The organism is Oceanivirga miroungae (genome assembly GCF_902505095.1).
Taxonomy (GTDB): Bacteria; Fusobacteriota; Fusobacteriia; order Fusobacteriales; family Leptotrichiaceae; genus Oceanivirga; species Oceanivirga miroungae.
The window spans coordinates 426,192-441,454 of sequence record NZ_CABWIB010000001.1 but is presented as its reverse complement, the minus strand read 5'-3'; the positions used below and the strand labels follow the sequence as shown (position 1 = coordinate 441,454).

Here is a 15,263-nt window from a genome sequence, read left to right as displayed (position 1 = left end):
GATTTACTATCTCATCTTTAAGATTTTGATTTTCTTTTTCTAACGCATTTAATCTGTCGTCAATTTTCTTACTTAATGGAAGTTTAACTTTCTCCTAGTGATATATTGATTCCTGCTGCTACTCCTATATCTGATTTAGTTCCTAAAGATACACTTCCTTTATACACAACATTTTTACCTCTGTTTTGACCAGAAATTCCAACTGCTATTGCACCTTCACCTTTATAGTAACCTACTCCTGCTCCTATACCAAATAACTTATCACTTGCTACTTGTGGTATATTTGCCATAGCAAATGAACTTGCAACTCCACTATTTGTTTTTTTAACTTGTGTTCCAATTTCATCTAATTGTTCTTTATTAACAGAGAAGTATTCCCCATAAATTGGACAAAAAAAGTTTGATACATTTGAAGAAATTGAAAAATATATTTTAGATTATATAGAATTTCAAAAATAAAAAAATTAGTTAGAATAGCTTCTTAATTAAGATATTCTAACTAAATATACATTTTTAAATTTATGAGTCAATTTAATGGGAATAGCTCTTATTCTTATTAAATATATTTTTTATAACACATTTTCAAATAATGAAACTTAAACTTTATATATTACATCCTTAATTTCTTATTATTTTTTTCTTTATAATAGTCATATATATTAATTAATATACTAGATAAAATTATTAAACTTCCACCTATTAGTAAAGATAGACTAAAAATTTCAAATCCTAGTATTATAGAGAATATTGATCCCATAACAGCTTCTAGTGATAATATTATACCAGTTGTAACTGCATCTGTATATTTTTGTGCAAAGGTTTGTATTAGATAACATATAAAGGTGCTAAATACTCCTAAATAAATTATTGAAATAAATCCTTCTTTGTAGTTTACATTCACAATATTTTCTCTTGTTACTATTAACGTAGTAAGTGAAAAAACAAAAGAGAAAAACATTTGTGAAAAGTTAATATTAACTGTATCTGATTTTTTTGTAGCATAATCTAGATAACATATTTGCAAGGTAAAAAATAGGGCACAACTTAGAGCTAAAAAATCTCCCTTATTAAAACTAATACCTTGCCCTTTGTAGTTTAGTATCAAACTACCTAATAGTGCTACAAAAGATATTAAGATTACTGATATTGTTGGCTTTTTTTTCGTAAAAAAGTACGATACAAAAGGTAACATAATAACGCCTGTTGCTGTAAAAAATGCTACGTTAGATAAGTTTGTATATTTTTGTGCTAATGTTTGTGTATAAAAGCCAAGAAACATAAAAAGTCCTGATATAAAGCCAAATTTAATTTCATCCTTGCTTATCCTCAGTATTTTTTTACTAAATATTAGAAATAGTAAAATAGTTGCTATTAAAAACCTTAAGGTATTTATTAGAGAAGTTCCGTAACTTGCTTTTATTAAATATTCAGTTGCTGAATATCCTCCTCCCCATATTATTACTACTATAAATAACAGATAATTATAATTTTTTTTCATTTTGCTCTCCTTTTTTGCTTTTAGATAAAGTATATCATTTAAAAGATTTTATTTCCAATTAAATATTTTTGTAACAAAGTCTTATTGAAAAAAAACACCTCTTTTGATATAATAAACTATAAAGCTTGAGAGGAGAGAAATATGAAATTAGTTTTAGTACGTCACGGACAAAGTGAATGGAACTTAGAAAATAAATTTACTGGTTGGACAGATGTTGATTTAACACCTAAAGGGGTTGAAGAAGCAATAGCTGGTGGTAAAAAAATACTTGAAGAAGGAATTTTATTTGATGTTGCATACACTTCATTCCAAAAAAGAGCAATAAAAACTTTAAACTATGTTTTAGAAGCTTGTAATCAAATATATTTACCAGTTAACAAAACATGGAGATTAAACGAAAGACACTATGGTGCATTACAAGGATTAAATAAAGCTGAAACAGCTAAAAAATACGGTGATGAACAAGTACACATTTGGAGAAGAAGCTTTGATATAGCACCTCCATTCTTAGAAGATGGTGACGAAAGATTACCTGAAAACGATAGAAGATATGCTTCACTTGATAAAAAAGATTTACCAAGAGGAGAAAGCTTAAAAATGACTATAGAAAGAGTGCTACCTTACTGGGATGAATATATATCAAAAGATATTAAAGCTGGTAAAAATGTAATAATAGCTGCTCATGGTAACTCATTAAGAGCATTAGTTAAATACTTATTAAACATATCTGACGAAGATATATTAGATTTAAATATTAGTACAGGAAAACCATTAGTATTTGAAATAGATAAAGATTTAAATATAATTGAATCACCAAAATCTTGGTAATATAAAAAAGGCTTTATGCCTTTTTTTATTTATATCTTTTTAATACTAACATCATAGTTACAACAAACTAAACTATATAGACTTACCTCTTTATCAAAGTAATCTTGGTATTTTCTGTCTTTTATTTGCTCTTGTGCTTCTTTATGTTTTTTATCTCTTTCTTCTGCATTTTTTGCTATTTTCATTTCTATTATCTTTGGATCTTTATCATAATATCTTGGTATCAATACAAGATCAGATCTTCCTAGTCCTGCATTAATATTTGATTTTACTTCATATACTCCAGTTAAGGTAATTGCTGATGCTATTGCTGTTCTATACGCATTTTCATTTGTTTTAATATCATACGAATATACCTTTTTTAATAAGCTAGATAAAGTAGTTGATATATTTTCTAAATCAAAGTCTACTACTGCTTCTTTTAACTCTTTTAATTCCTTGTATTCTGGTTTATCAAATAATTTTCTAGAAGCACTTACTAAGGCAGATTTAACTTCTGAATTTGGTATTCTTACTCTTACAATCTCGTTATTTATTATCTTATCAACTGTTAAATAACCTGCATATAGTAAGAAAGTATAAAAGGCATCTTTACTTTTTAGATTTTTAATATTAAATTCCTTATCTATACCTACTTCTACACTATTTCCTGCTATTAGTTCATTTAATTCTAGAATTAACTCATCACTAACATAGTAGTTTTTAAAAATTTGTTCAATTATCTTATTTGATCCTGTTGATACCCAATAATTAGTTAAATGCCCCTTCTTATTTACACTTAATATTTCTAAAGCACTTGTAATTGAAGCTGGGTTATATAGCTCAGTATTCCCTATATTATACCCATCATAAAATTCTTTTAATCTTTGTTTTTCACTCATTAAATCTAATTTTTCTAAATATGGATCTAATTCTTCTTCTGTAAATCCAAATAAATCTTTAAATCCTAATTCCTCAGAATCTAATATATTAGATATCTTAACATTATTAAGTGCAGAGAATACAGAATTTTTAGTTAGTTCTGTAACACCTACTAAGACAGCAAAATGTAAGTTAGGATTATTCTTTAATGCCTTTCCAAAAAAAGCTCTATAAAAGTTTAGTACCTTAGCTAAATCAGGATTATCTAGTATATCTATTACATAACTATCATATTCATCTATTAATAATATTGGTTTTATTCCTGTATTTTTATAAACTGCTTCTATTAAAATTGATAAAGAATTTTCAAGTGTAGATATATCTTTAGGATTATTAATTATTTCATCTAAATCTTCAATTAACAAATTATCTTTAGAGTTAATTTTTTCTACTCTTAAAAGTTTATACATTTTATCATAAATTTTAGCGTAAAAAGTTTCTAAACTCCCAGATACATCATTAGCAAAGCTCATATGTATTACAGGTCTTGTACCTAGGTATTTAAATTTTTCTGTTTTTGCTATTTTTTTATCTTTAAAAAATTCTATTGCAGTATCTTTAGTATTAGGGTCAAAGAAATACTTAATTGTTTCTAAGGCTAAGGTTTTACCAAATCTTCTTGGTCTACATATTAGTAGAGTTTCAGTCTTTCTTGCACCATTATCATATATTAACTTATCTATTATCATAGTTTTGTCTATGTAAAAAATGTCTTTAGATACATCTTCTATTCTAAAACTTGTACTAAATCCTATTTCCATAAATATATTTCCTCCACTTTATTTAAATTTCTTTAATACTAACATCATAGTTACAACAAACTAAACTATATAGACTTACCTCTTTATCAAAGTAATCTTGGTATTTTCTGTCTTTTATTTGCTCTTGTGCTTCTTTATGTTTTTTATCTCTTTCTTCTGCATTTTTTGCTATTTTCATTTCTATTATCTTTGGATCTTTATCATAATATCTTGGTATCAATACAAGATCAGATCTTCCTAGTCCTGCATTAATATTTGATTTTACTTCATATACTCCAGTTAAGGTAATTGCTGATGCTATTGCTGTTCTATACGCATTTTCATTTGTTTTAATATCATACGAATATACCTTTTTTAATAAGCTAGATAAAGTAGTTGATATATTTTCTAAATCAAAGTCTACTACTGCTTCTTTTAACTCTTTGTATTCCTTGTATTCTGGTTTATCAAATATTTTTCTAGAAGCACTTACTAAGGCTTGTTTAACTTCAGAATTTGGTATTCTTACTCTTACAATCTCGTTATTTATTATCTTATCAACTGTTAAATAACCTGCATATAGTAAGAAAGTATAAAAGGCATCTTTACTTTTTAGATTTTTAATATTAAATTCTTTATCTATACCTACTTCTACACTATTTCCTGCTATTAGTTCATTTAATTCTAGAATTAACTCATCACTAACATAGTAGTTTTTAAAAATTTGTTCAATTATCTTATTTGATCCTGTTGATACCCAATAATTAGTTAAATGCCCCTTCTTATTTACACTTAGTATTTCTAAAGCACTTGTAATTGAAGCTGGGTTATATAGCTCTGTATTCCCTATATTATACCCATCATAAAATTCTTTTAATCTTTGTTTTTCACTCATTAAATCTAATTTTTCTAAATATGGATCTAATTCTTCTTCTGTAAATCCAAATAAATCTTTAAATCCTAATTCCTCAGAATCTAATATATTAGATATCTTAACATTATTAAGTGCAGAGAATACAGAATTTTTAGTTAGTTCTGTAACACCTACTAAGACAGCAAAATGTAAGTTAGGATTATTCTTTAATGCCTTTCCAAAAAAAGCTCTATAAAAGTCTATTACCTTAGCTAAATCAGGATTATCTAGCATATCTATTACATAACTATCATATTCATCTATTAATAATATTGGTTTTATTCCTGTATTTTTATGTACTAAATCTATTAACATTTCCAATGATTTTTTTAAAAAGCTAGGTCTATACATATTTTGTTTTAAAGACTCTAAAATTATATTTTGCATATTAGATAATCCCAGTATTTTTATTTGCTCAAATATTTTTATATATATATTCTCATAAAATTCTTCTATACTTTCAATGACATCATTAGCAAAGCTCATATGTATTACAGGTCTTGTACCTAGGTATTTAAATTTTTCTGTTTTTGCTATTTTTTTATCTTTAAAAAATTCTATTGCAGTATCTTTAGTATTAGGGTCAAAGAAATACTTAATTGTTTCTAAGGCTAAGGTTTTACCAAATCTTCTTGGTCTACATATTAGTAGAGTTTCAGTTTTACTATCACCATCTTCATCTATTAACTTATCTATTATCATAGTTTTGTCTATGTAGAAAGTATTCTTTTTTACTTTTTCTATACTAAAACTTGTTTTAAAGTTTATACTCATAAATATATTCCCTCCCCTTTATACACTTATTATACCACTAATCTAACATTTTTCTAGCATACTTTATAGCACCTAGAGCGAATATCTTTCTTGATATTGCTGTATGCTTTATTTCTAGTATTTCATCTTCTGCTGAAAATATTACCTTATGAATACCTGATATATTAGATAATCTTAAACTATTAACTTGAACTTCTTTATTTTCATTAGACTTTTTAATGTTTTCAATTAAAGTTAATGCTGTTCCACTAGGAGAGTCTAACTTTCTTGTGTGGTGTATTTCTTCTACAGCTACATCAAAATCTTCTAATATACTACTTGCTAATTTTACTATTTCATTCATAACGTAAACACCTAATGATGTATTAGATATTTTTAATATATTTAATTTTTCTTTTGCTTTTTCTATATATTTAATTTCATCTTCTGTTTGACCAGTTGTTGCAATTAAAAGTGGCTTATTTTTCATTATAGCAAAATCAACTACTTTTTTTGTTGCTAAATGATTTGAAAAATCTATTATTACATCAAAATCTAAATCACATTCTATATTTTCTTTTGTATCTATCATATCAACAAAAGTATCACTACTATTTATTACTACATCTTTTAAGATGTTTGACATTACTCCATTACCTAAAATTAGTACTCTCATAAACTTCCTTTCACATTGACAATTTACACTTTTTATTGTAAGATATATTTAATAAAAATTAGGGGGAATTACGATGATAGAAAAAACACTTGTTTTTACTGGTAAAAACGGATTACACGCAAGACCAGCTGGTGGATTTGTAAAAAAAGCTAAAGAATATAAAGAAGCAAACCCAACTTTAATATTCAATGGAAATGAAGCAAAAGCTACAAGCTTAGTTAAATTACTAGCACTTGGTATTAAAAGTGGAAGTGAAATAACAGTTGCAGCTGATACTGAAGAAGCTGTTGACGCATTAGTTGAATTTTTAGCTAACGTTGTTGATTAATATTTAGGAAGCAAAAGCTTCCTTTTTTTTATTTTTTTTCAAATACCTTACCATTAAATTCAAGATAATAGCATTCAAGTTCTAATTCATCTTCTTTTTTATAGTTTCCATATTTATCATCACCAATTATACTAAGCCCTACATTAGCTAGTTGTACTCTTATCTGATGTTTTCTACCTGTATAAAGTATTGCTTCTAGTGTTATTATATTATCTTTAATATCTAATACATTATATTTTGTTTTTGAAATTTTCCCCTTGTTAGATACTATCACTTTTTTATCAGTTTCTTCTAACTTATTTTCAATTACAAAACTATCCCCTACTTTATACTTATTATTACTTATACATTTTACCTTGTATTTTTTTATTATTTTATTTTCTCTTATTAACTTTGTAATTTCTCTTAATGTCTTTTTATTTTTAGCTGCAATTACAAGTCCACTTGTTTTTTTATCTAGCCTATTAGCAAAATCTACATTTAATATTTCAGCTAAGCCTTTATCATTATCTGTACCCTTATGTATTGCTATACCTTTTGGTTTATCAATAATTAAAAGATCAGAGTCTTCATAAAATATTAAATTTTTATCTATATTATTTGAAATTTCTTTATTTTTCACTAATTTAAAATCTAAATTAGATATATATATTTCATCCTCTAATTTTAATCTATAGTTTTCTTTTTTCTTTTTTGAATTTATTTTAACATAGCCTTTTCTAATACTAGAATAAATTTCTGACATTGAATTATTTATACAGTTTTTTCTTAAAAATCTATCCAATCTAACATCTACATTATCTTTATCTACTATATAAGTCATCTGAATATACCTTTATACTTTCCACTAACGCTATCATAATAAAAGAAGAAAGATATGAACTTCCTCCATAACTTAAAAATAATAAGGTTTTTCCTGTAACAGGTACCAAACCTATTGTCATTCCTATATTAACTATTGTATGTCCAAAAAATATACCAACAATTCCATAAATTATATTTCTGCCGTAAGCATCATATACTTTTCTACTTATGTTTATCATACGCCATATAAGGAAAAAGTATATAAGTATTATTGTACTACTACCTAAAAAACCTGTTTCTTCTGCTATCACAGAAAATATGAAGTCTGTTTGTGGTTCTGGTAAAAACTTTAATCTACTTTGACTACCATTATATAGACCAGTACCATATAGTCCACCACTTCCCACTGATATTTTAGATTGACTAACATTCCAACCTTTTCCCCTTATATCCTTTTCTGGATTTAAAAATACTTCAACTCTTTGTTTTTGATAATCATCTAATCCAAATTTATAAATTGGATAAGACAGAAGTATTAGAATAAGTCCAATATACACTAAAGGTCTAATATTAGCATTACTTAGAAATAGCATGCAGCCATATGAAAATAGAACTATTAGTGTAGTCCCTAAATCAGGTTGCGTTAATATTAACACTAAAAAAGGCATAATAGATAATGAAACCATTATAATATCTTTTATATTATTTATACCATCTTTAAATTTTGTAGCCATAATATATGATAAAATCATTATAATAAGTATTTTTATAAACTCTGATGGTTGTAATTTAAAACCAAAAACCGTAATCCATCTTCTAGCTCCTAGTGTAACTACTCCAAAAAATCTTACATACAAAAGAAGTAAAATAGAAAATAAATATATATATGTTATATACTTTAAACTTATTTCATAATCTATAAATATTGATAGAAGTAAAAAGACTGTCCCTATTAAAATCCAAATGATATTTTGCTTTAAATAGTATCTAGATCTTGTCGCACTGTAAATAAATATGGTACTTACAGTGCACAATATATATACTAAAAATATCAATGTTAAGTCGAAACGTTCAAATTTTCTTCTAAAATTTTTAAAAAGTTTCATTATTCACCTATTTCTAATTTATTTAAAATCTTATCTTTTAATTCTCTTTTTTTATTTTCATAATAGAAATTATCTAATTTTTCTCTTATTTTTTCTGGGAATCTTTCGTTTATATCATGAGTATATAAAGATAAATTGTATGCTATTTTACTACTATATAAAGTGTCAGTTAAAGAATTATTGTAGTCTTTTGCATACAGCATAGCTATTATTATAAAAAAGGCTAAAACTACTCCCTCTAAAATACCTACTACTGCTCCTAATAATCTATCAAATGTACCTAATCCTGTTATTTTTACAAATTTTGTAAATATTTCTTGAATTATAGTAACTATTATAATAATTATCATAAAAGTAATTATATATGCTAATATATTAGGTGATAACCATAGGTTATAGTCTTTTATATATTCATATATATATCCTTTAAAAACTGGTGTGAAAATTATAGCTAATATTACTTTAGCTAATCCAAAAACCATGTATATAGCACCTTTATATATACCTCTTAAAAATAAAAGTACTAATAAAACTCCTAAAACTATGTCTAAAATCATTTTTGTTCCCCTTCTATTATATCAATTATTTTTTTTATAACTTCTTCTAAACTCATATTACTAGTATCTACTAAAATAGCATCATCTGCTTTTACAAGAGGTGCAATTTCTCTTGTCATATCTTGATAATCTCTATTTTTTATATCTTCTAAAATTTTATCAAAGCTAATAGTTTCATTTAATTCTAAAAATCTTCTTTTTGCCCTAATTTCAGCACTAGCATCAATATATAGTTTTATATCTGCATTTGGAAAAACTACAGTTGCAATATCTCTCCCATCTAAAACTACATCTTTATTATTCGAAATTTTTCTTTGAAGCTCTACCATAAATTCTCTAACTTCTTTTATTTTAGATATGTTTGAAGCTAATATTGAAATATCGTTTTCTCTTATCTTGTCAGTAATATCTTCATTATCTAAGTAAAATTTATTATCTTTTATTTGAAAATCAAAATCCTTTAATAATTCTTTACTAAATTCTATATTATCTTTTTTTAGCTTGTATGCTAATGTTCTATACATAGCTCCTGTGTCTAGGTGATATATATTTAATTTCTTAGAAATCGCTTTTGCAATGCTACTTTTACCTACTCCACTAGGCCCATCAATTGCTATTATCATCTATACCCCCCTTAAACACTAAACTTACCCATGCATTTTTTTCTTTTCTATCTATTAGAACTAGATTTTTCTTTTTGGCTTTTTCTAAAAATCTAACTTCTTTTTCCTTTAAAATACCTGAAAAAATTAAAATTGTATCTTTTTTTATTACTTTTTTAATGTCTTCTAATAAATGTTCTAATACATCTACTAATATATTAGAAACTACAATATCAAATGTTTTATCTATTTTATCAACTAGATTCCCTATTTTAACACTATAGTTATCTAAATTATTTAATTTAAAATTAGTTTCAACTACTTCTTTACAGTTTTTATCTATATCAATACCTTCTGCATATTTTATACCTAGCTTTCTAGCTATTAACATAAGTATTCCTGACCCACAACCAATATCTAGAATTTCTTCTTTATCATCTGAATATTTTTGAAGCATATCTATGCATAAAGAAGTAGTTTCATGTGTTCCTGTTCCAAAGGCTATTGAGGGATCTATATTTATTACAATTTCATCTTCATTTTCTTTTTCATAATTAAGCCAACTAGGATTTACCGTTATTCTATCTGTAATCTTAGTTGTTATAAAGCTTTTTTTCCATTCATCTTTATATGAATCAGTATCTAATATAGCTTCATATATTTCAATTAGTTCACTTTCATCTAATAAATCACTGAGTCTTTTATTTATTTGATTTATCTTGTCTTGTAAAAATCTATTATTTGGCAAATAAAATATTATTTCCCAAGTATCTAACTTATATTCATTGACATCATAATCTAATTTATTATTTGTAAAATCTTCTACTAACTCAAAAGAAAAAACACCAAATTCATTTAATACCTTTACTATCTTATCTTTTGTTTTTTCTAGAAAATCAGAATAATAACTTATTTTAATCTTTTTTAATATCATATTTCATCATACCCTAAATCAAGTCTTTTAATGCTTTCACAAAAACCTGTTTTTTCATTTACAATACATTCTATACCATGTATTCTTAAATTTTCTTCACAAGGTACATATCTTGAACTAAAACCTTCTTTTAATCTTTTTAGGCTTTCTCTTTTATTCATACCTAAAACTCCATCAAATCCACCAGTCATACCAATGTCTGTTATAAAGCCAGTTTTACCATAAAGTATTCTATCATCACTTGTTTGTGTATGTGTATGTGTTCCATAAATTACACTTACATTTCCAGCCAAATTCCAACCCATTGCTTGTTTTTCACTTGTTGCCTCAGCATGAAAATCAACTATTATTATATCTACCTTATCCTTTATTTTAGGAATAAAATCATCTATTGCTAAAAAAGGACAGGCAATTGGTTGCATAAAAACTTTTCCTTGCAAGTTAATAACTGCAACTCTTACTCCATTTTTATTTACAACTACATAACCATGCCCACTATTAGCCTCATGATAATTTAGTGGTCTTATTATTCTTTTTTCTTCATCTAAATAACTGTATATTTCTTTTCTATCATATGTATGATTCCCTAATGTAATTACTGTAACACCTTTATCTAAAAAACTTTTAGCTATCTTTGGAGTTATTCCAAATCCACTAGCTGCATTTTCACCATTTACTATGATGAAATCATAATCATTTTTTCTTTTTTCTAGGAATTTATATAGTATATCTCTACCTGGTTCACCTACTACATCTCCTATCATTACCATTTTCATATTAAAACCCTTCTATATTAAAATTAGTAAAATAATAAATATTATTTTTACTATTGTATAAATTAAATAAAATTCTATATTATTTTTCATATTCTCCCTATCTCTATAGGTTAGAAATAAGGTGATAAATAAGTATACTAAAATATACATTAAATTAAAACTAAATAAACTAATATATATCAAATCAATTAATGCTAATAAAAAATTTAATATTATCTTTGTGTTCTTATAGTAAATTAAAACTAAATTGTATATAAGATATAGCCAAGACAATAAAAGAAAATATACTATATCGTTATTATATAAGGTTAAAAAATAACTTAGTAAAAAAGCAAAAATTGACAATTTTAATAATTTATTTATCTTTAAGTTTATTATAATCTTTAATTTATTCAACATCATCACCTAAACCAACATTATCATATATTGACTTTAACTTAGACTTTTCTACATGAGTATAATGCTCTGTTGTTGTAATACTACTATGTCCTAGTAACTCTTGAACATATCTAATATCTAGTCCATTTTTTAAAAGTAGACTTGCCACTGAGTGTCTTATTGTATGAGGATGAACATTTTTATTTATGCCTGCATTTTTAGCTTTTTCTCTTAATTTAAGATAAAAAGTTGTTCTACTAGCTCCCGGAAATAACTTATAGTCTTTTTTTGAACTTTTTATTTCTTCTCTTTCCTTTTCTATATACTCTTTTATCTCATCAGCAATTTTATCATATATAGGAATGAATCTGTACTTACTTCCTTTACCTAAAACTTTTATATATCTGTAGTCATTATCTTTAATATTTGATACATCTAAGTTTACAATTTCTGATATTCTAGCTCCACTAGCCATTAAAAGTTTTAAAATTAGCTTATCTCTTACATCCTTTGGATTATGGTTAAATGTTTCTATAATCTTATTAAACTCTTCTTCATCTATTATTTCAGGTAACCTTGTTTCTTTTTTCATAAGTTTTATTGTATTTAGTGGATCTTTTTTTATCTTTTTATTCATATATAGATACTTAAAAAAAGTTTTAACAGCAGATACTTTCCTTTGTACTGTATTATTTTTAAACTTATTTCTCATATTATCTATATATGTATAAATATCTTCTTTTTCAATTTTCTCATAACTTTTACTTATTATTTTAAAAAATTCATAAAGATCTACCCTGTAACTTTTTACAGTATTTTCGCTAAGACCTTTTTCTATTTTCAAATAATCCAAAAATTCTACAACTAAAACATTTGTTTCACTATTCATATTTACCCTTTTTTATTTCATTTTTTATATGATTTTTTAAATCTTCACTTATATTATTACCACTTATAATTCTTGCTATTTCTTCTATTTTCTCTTCTTCGTTAAGTTTTCTTATACTTGTTTCAGTTTTACTATCTAAAATATTTTTTTCTATTAAGAACTGCTCATCTGATAAAATTGCTATATTAGGTGAATGTGTTACACAAATTAATTGAATATCTTTTGATAATTTTTTTAATTTTCTTGCAACCATTTTTACAGTTTCTCCTGATATACCAGCATCAATTTCATCAAATATTAAAGTTTCTAATTTATCTACTTTTGAAAATATTAGTTTTAATGCTAACATTATTCTTGAAATTTCACCACCAGATGCAATTTTACTTAATTTATCAAAGTTTGTACCCTTATTAGTTCTTATTAAAAATTCAACTACATCAATTCCATTTTCACTAAGCTCTTTTTTTTCTTTAAAATCAACCTTAAATTCTGCTTCTTTCATATTTAGGTCTTTTAATTCTTTATTTATTTCTTTTTCAATAAATAAAGCTATATTTTTTCTATTCTCACTTAGCTTATATGAAAGTTCATAGTATTTTTCTATAATTTTATCTTTCGCTACATTTAATTCATTTATCAAATCATCTGAATATGTCATCTTTTCAAGCTTTTCTATCATATCATCTTTGTATGCAATGATATTTTCTATATTCATTTTATACTTATTTTTTATCTTATTTATCTTAGATAAACTATCTGATATTTTTTCTAATCTTAAATCACTATCTGAAAAATCATTAGAATAAGATAAATCTGAATATACATCTAAAATATTTTCTTTAATATTTTCTAATTTATTAGTAATTTCTTTAGTATCATCAGTTAGATCTGATATAGAATCCATGCTTTTAATACATTTTTTTATAGATGCTAATAAGCCGTTATCTATTTCATAAGTAAGCTTTTCATAGGCCTCTACTATTCTACCACTATTAAATATTAGCTTATATTCATCTTCTAATTCTTTATCCATACCAGCATATAGATTTAGTTTTTCTATTTCTTGTATATTAAATTCATATAAATCTTTCTTTTCTATTATATTTTTCTTTTCTTCTTCTAATTTTTCTATTTCTTTTTCTATATCTTTTATTTCTTTTATATATTTAGATAAATTCTCCTTCTCTTTTAAAAAAGCATCTAGCAAATCAATATGATATTCTTTATTTAATAAATATTGATTTTCATGTTGTCCAACTATATCTACTAAATTTGAACTTAACTCTTTTAATAAATTTAATGTTACTCTTTTATCATTTATAGTAATTTTTGATTTATTATCTTTTGTAACTTCCCTATAAATTATTAACTCATTACTTTCTATTGGTATAGTATCATATGTTTTTCTTATTTTTTCTAAATTTTTATCATTTAACTCAATTATTGCTTCAACAGATAACTTATTTTCTCCATTTCTAATAGATAAAACATTTGATCTACTACCTAATATCAGTGAAATTCCATCTAAAATTATTGACTTACCTGCTCCTGTTTCACCTGTTAAGGTTGAAAAGTTAGAATCTAACTCCATTTTTAATTCTTTAATTATTGCTAAATTATTTATTTTCAGTTCTTTTATCATCTATACTCCCAAAAATATTTTCTATAAATTTATTAATATTTTTAATTGCTAATTCTCTTTTTTCATGAAAAAATCTTAAATATTGAAATGCGTGAATGACATCATCATACCCTTCTAATATACAATTTGAATTGTTTTTATTTATCTTATTACATACTATTATACTATCATCTGCTAGTATTTCACTTTTACCATATTGCATTAAGGTTTTAGGAAAGTCTACATAATCAGCATAAACAGGTGATACATATATATTTTCATACATTGATTCATCAACATATTCATTGTGAATTAAAGGGGTTAAATAAGTACTCCTGGCAGCTAAAAAATCATTTTTAAAGTTTTTAAATCTACTTTTTACTCTATTTTTTAAATCTGCAAGAGGTGACATAAGAACCAATGCATCTGGAATTACCTTATTCTCACTTTGTCTTTTTAATATTACTGATAAAATTAAACCTGCACCACTACTATCTCCAATTAAAACTACTTTTTTGTATTTTTTTATTACAAAATCTATTAAGTTATCTAATTCCTCACCTTGATAAGGGTATTTTTTTTCCTTATAATCTATTAAAATATTATCATATTCTATGTTATTTTTTTCTTTTAAATCAACTAAAAAATCTATTTGTTTTTGTTGTATATATGTTCTTTCATAAGCACCGCCATGTACTAATAAAAGCAAATTATCACTATTCCCATTATTTCTTAAAACATAGTATCTATGTTTTTTATCATTATGTTTATTCAATTTATATCCCTTTGGAGCTACTAGATCCCCCTCTTTTCTATATTTTCTTACTAATTTATATATGTGTTCCTTATTTTCTCCTATTATCCTATCAGAATAATCAATAATGCTAATTGCTGAACACGAAACTGTTAAAAAAAATACTATTATCAATTTATACAAAC

General features: G+C 24.8%; 17 protein-coding genes. 2 read left to right on the top strand and 15 right to left on the bottom strand.

Going from position 1 to position 15,263, the window contains the following annotated elements:
• Window positions 1-83: 83 nt before the first annotated feature.
• Both OMES3154_RS02245 and OMES3154_RS02240 read right to left on the bottom strand, forming a co-directional pair.
• The gene (locus OMES3154_RS02245; protein WP_156683184.1) at window positions 84-290 is read right to left on the bottom strand and encodes a YadA C-terminal domain-containing protein; all 207 of its coding nucleotides are present in this window, start codon (window positions 288-290) and stop codon (window positions 84-86) included.
• 320 nt (window positions 291-610) lie between these two features.
• Complete coding sequence (locus OMES3154_RS02240) at window positions 611-1,498, bottom strand: DMT family transporter (protein ID WP_156683183.1); 888 nt, start codon at window positions 1,496-1,498, stop codon at window positions 611-613.
• A gap of 141 nt (window positions 1,499-1,639) precedes the next feature.
• Between OMES3154_RS02240 and gpmA the strand changes: the two genes are divergently transcribed.
• A complete protein-coding gene (gpmA, locus tag OMES3154_RS02235; protein ID WP_156683182.1) occupies window positions 1,640-2,326 on the top strand; it encodes a 2,3-diphosphoglycerate-dependent phosphoglycerate mutase in 687 nt (228 codons plus the stop codon).
• Between the two features lie 29 nt (window positions 2,327-2,355).
• On the opposite strand, the gene OMES3154_RS02230 is transcribed toward gpmA, so the two are convergent.
• From OMES3154_RS02230 to dapB, 3 genes are read right to left on the bottom strand one after another with little or no spacing between them, the layout of a single operon-like run.
• Window positions 2,356-4,008, bottom strand: coding sequence for an AAA family ATPase (locus OMES3154_RS02230; RefSeq protein WP_156683181.1), 1,653 nt, complete (start codon window positions 4,006-4,008; stop codon window positions 2,356-2,358).
• Window positions 4,009-4,030: 22 nt separating this feature from the next.
• Window positions 4,031-5,674, bottom strand: coding sequence for an AAA family ATPase (locus OMES3154_RS02225; protein ID WP_156683180.1), 1,644 nt, complete (start codon window positions 5,672-5,674; stop codon window positions 4,031-4,033).
• Window positions 5,675-5,711: 37 nt separating this feature from the next.
• Entirely contained in the window at window positions 5,712-6,329 is a 618-nt protein-coding gene (gene dapB, locus OMES3154_RS02220) for a 4-hydroxy-tetrahydrodipicolinate reductase (RefSeq protein WP_156683179.1), read from the bottom strand.
• Window positions 6,330-6,402: 73 nt separating this feature from the next.
• On the opposite strand from dapB, the gene OMES3154_RS02215 reads away from it, so the two are divergent.
• Window positions 6,403-6,657: an HPr family phosphocarrier protein gene (locus OMES3154_RS02215; protein WP_156683178.1), complete on the top strand. Its 255-nt coding sequence runs from the start codon at window positions 6,403-6,405 to the stop codon at window positions 6,655-6,657.
• Window positions 6,658-6,685: 28 nt separating this feature from the next.
• Here OMES3154_RS02215 and OMES3154_RS02210 read toward each other — a convergent pair whose 3' ends face one another.
• Genes OMES3154_RS02210 through OMES3154_RS02170 form a run of 10 tightly spaced genes read right to left on the bottom strand, consistent with a single transcriptional unit; the run spans window position 6,686 to window position 15,261 of the window.
• Window positions 6,686-7,480, bottom strand: coding sequence for an RluA family pseudouridine synthase (locus OMES3154_RS02210; RefSeq protein WP_156683177.1), 795 nt, complete (start codon window positions 7,478-7,480; stop codon window positions 6,686-6,688).
• A complete protein-coding gene (gene rodA / locus OMES3154_RS02205) occupies window positions 7,461-8,567 on the bottom strand; it encodes a rod shape-determining protein RodA (protein WP_156683176.1) in 1,107 nt (368 codons plus the stop codon). Before rodA ends, OMES3154_RS02210 begins: the two co-directional genes overlap by 20 nt.
• Window positions 8,567-9,124, bottom strand: a complete 558-nt coding sequence (locus OMES3154_RS02200) for a CvpA family protein (RefSeq protein WP_156683175.1) — start codon at window positions 9,122-9,124, stop codon at window positions 8,567-8,569. Before OMES3154_RS02200 ends, rodA begins: the two co-directional genes overlap by 1 nt.
• Window positions 9,121-9,747 (bottom strand): (d)CMP kinase, encoded by a 627-nt coding sequence (gene cmk / locus OMES3154_RS02195; RefSeq protein WP_156683174.1) that lies wholly within the window; start codon window positions 9,745-9,747, stop codon window positions 9,121-9,123. The genes OMES3154_RS02200 and cmk overlap by 4 nt, the downstream gene beginning before the upstream one ends.
• Window positions 9,731-10,660, bottom strand: a complete 930-nt coding sequence (locus OMES3154_RS02190; RefSeq protein WP_156683173.1) for a 50S ribosomal protein L11 methyltransferase — start codon at window positions 10,658-10,660, stop codon at window positions 9,731-9,733. The genes cmk and OMES3154_RS02190 overlap by 17 nt, the downstream gene beginning before the upstream one ends.
• Window positions 10,657-11,436 (bottom strand): TIGR00282 family metallophosphoesterase, encoded by a 780-nt coding sequence (locus OMES3154_RS02185; protein ID WP_156683172.1) that lies wholly within the window; start codon window positions 11,434-11,436, stop codon window positions 10,657-10,659. The genes OMES3154_RS02190 and OMES3154_RS02185 overlap by 4 nt, the downstream gene beginning before the upstream one ends.
• Window positions 11,437-11,448: 12 nt before the next feature.
• A complete protein-coding gene (locus OMES3154_RS06520; protein WP_231679250.1) occupies window positions 11,449-11,832 on the bottom strand; it encodes a hypothetical protein in 384 nt (127 codons plus the stop codon).
• The gene (locus OMES3154_RS02180; protein WP_156683171.1) at window positions 11,825-12,703 is read right to left on the bottom strand and encodes a tyrosine-type recombinase/integrase; all 879 of its coding nucleotides are present in this window, start codon (window positions 12,701-12,703) and stop codon (window positions 11,825-11,827) included. The genes OMES3154_RS06520 and OMES3154_RS02180 overlap by 8 nt, the downstream gene beginning before the upstream one ends.
• The gene (gene recN, locus OMES3154_RS02175) at window positions 12,696-14,345 is read right to left on the bottom strand and encodes a DNA repair protein RecN (protein ID WP_156683170.1); all 1,650 of its coding nucleotides are present in this window, start codon (window positions 14,343-14,345) and stop codon (window positions 12,696-12,698) included. Before recN ends, OMES3154_RS02180 begins: the two co-directional genes overlap by 8 nt.
• Window positions 14,320-15,261, bottom strand: coding sequence for an alpha/beta hydrolase fold domain-containing protein (locus OMES3154_RS02170; protein ID WP_156683169.1), 942 nt, complete (start codon window positions 15,259-15,261; stop codon window positions 14,320-14,322). The genes recN and OMES3154_RS02170 overlap by 26 nt, the downstream gene beginning before the upstream one ends.
• Window positions 15,262-15,263 lie beyond the last annotated feature (2 nt).

What these genes read in the sequence shown, in the direction of transcription:
- gpmA (WP_156683182.1), top strand. Translation starts at nt 1,640, where the DNA reads ATGAAATTAGTTTTAGTACGTCACGGACAAAGTGAATGGAACTTAGAA.
- OMES3154_RS02240 (WP_156683183.1), bottom strand. Translation starts at nt 1,498, where the DNA reads ATGAAAAAAAATTATAATTATCTGTTATTTATAGTAGTAATAATATGG.
- OMES3154_RS02225 (WP_156683180.1), bottom strand. Translation starts at nt 5,674, where the DNA reads ATGAGTATAAACTTTAAAACAAGTTTTAGTATAGAAAAAGTAAAAAAG.
- OMES3154_RS02215 (WP_156683178.1), top strand. Translation starts at nt 6,403, where the DNA reads ATGATAGAAAAAACACTTGTTTTTACTGGTAAAAACGGATTACACGCA.
- OMES3154_RS02180 (WP_156683171.1), bottom strand. Translation starts at nt 12,703, where the DNA reads ATGAATAGTGAAACAAATGTTTTAGTTGTAGAATTTTTGGATTATTTG.
- OMES3154_RS02190 (WP_156683173.1), bottom strand. Translation starts at nt 10,660, where the DNA reads ATGATATTAAAAAAGATTAAAATAAGTTATTATTCTGATTTTCTAGAA.
- OMES3154_RS02200 (WP_156683175.1), bottom strand. Translation starts at nt 9,124, where the DNA reads ATGATTTTAGACATAGTTTTAGGAGTTTTATTAGTACTTTTATTTTTA.
- OMES3154_RS02245 (WP_156683184.1), bottom strand. Translation starts at nt 290, where the DNA reads ATGGCAAATATACCACAAGTAGCAAGTGATAAGTTATTTGGTATAGGA.
- cmk (WP_156683174.1), bottom strand. Translation starts at nt 9,747, where the DNA reads ATGATAATAGCAATTGATGGGCCTAGTGGAGTAGGTAAAAGTAGCATT.
- dapB (WP_156683179.1), bottom strand. Translation starts at nt 6,329, where the DNA reads ATGAGAGTACTAATTTTAGGTAATGGAGTAATGTCAAACATCTTAAAA.
- rodA (WP_156683176.1), bottom strand. Translation starts at nt 8,567, where the DNA reads ATGAAACTTTTTAAAAATTTTAGAAGAAAATTTGAACGTTTCGACTTA.
- OMES3154_RS02185 (WP_156683172.1), bottom strand. Translation starts at nt 11,436, where the DNA reads ATGAAAATGGTAATGATAGGAGATGTAGTAGGTGAACCAGGTAGAGAT.
- recN (WP_156683170.1), bottom strand. Translation starts at nt 14,345, where the DNA reads ATGATAAAAGAACTGAAAATAAATAATTTAGCAATAATTAAAGAATTA.
- OMES3154_RS02230 (WP_156683181.1), bottom strand. Translation starts at nt 4,008, where the DNA reads ATGGAAATAGGATTTAGTACAAGTTTTAGAATAGAAGATGTATCTAAA.
- OMES3154_RS02210 (WP_156683177.1), bottom strand. Translation starts at nt 7,480, where the DNA reads ATGACTTATATAGTAGATAAAGATAATGTAGATGTTAGATTGGATAGA.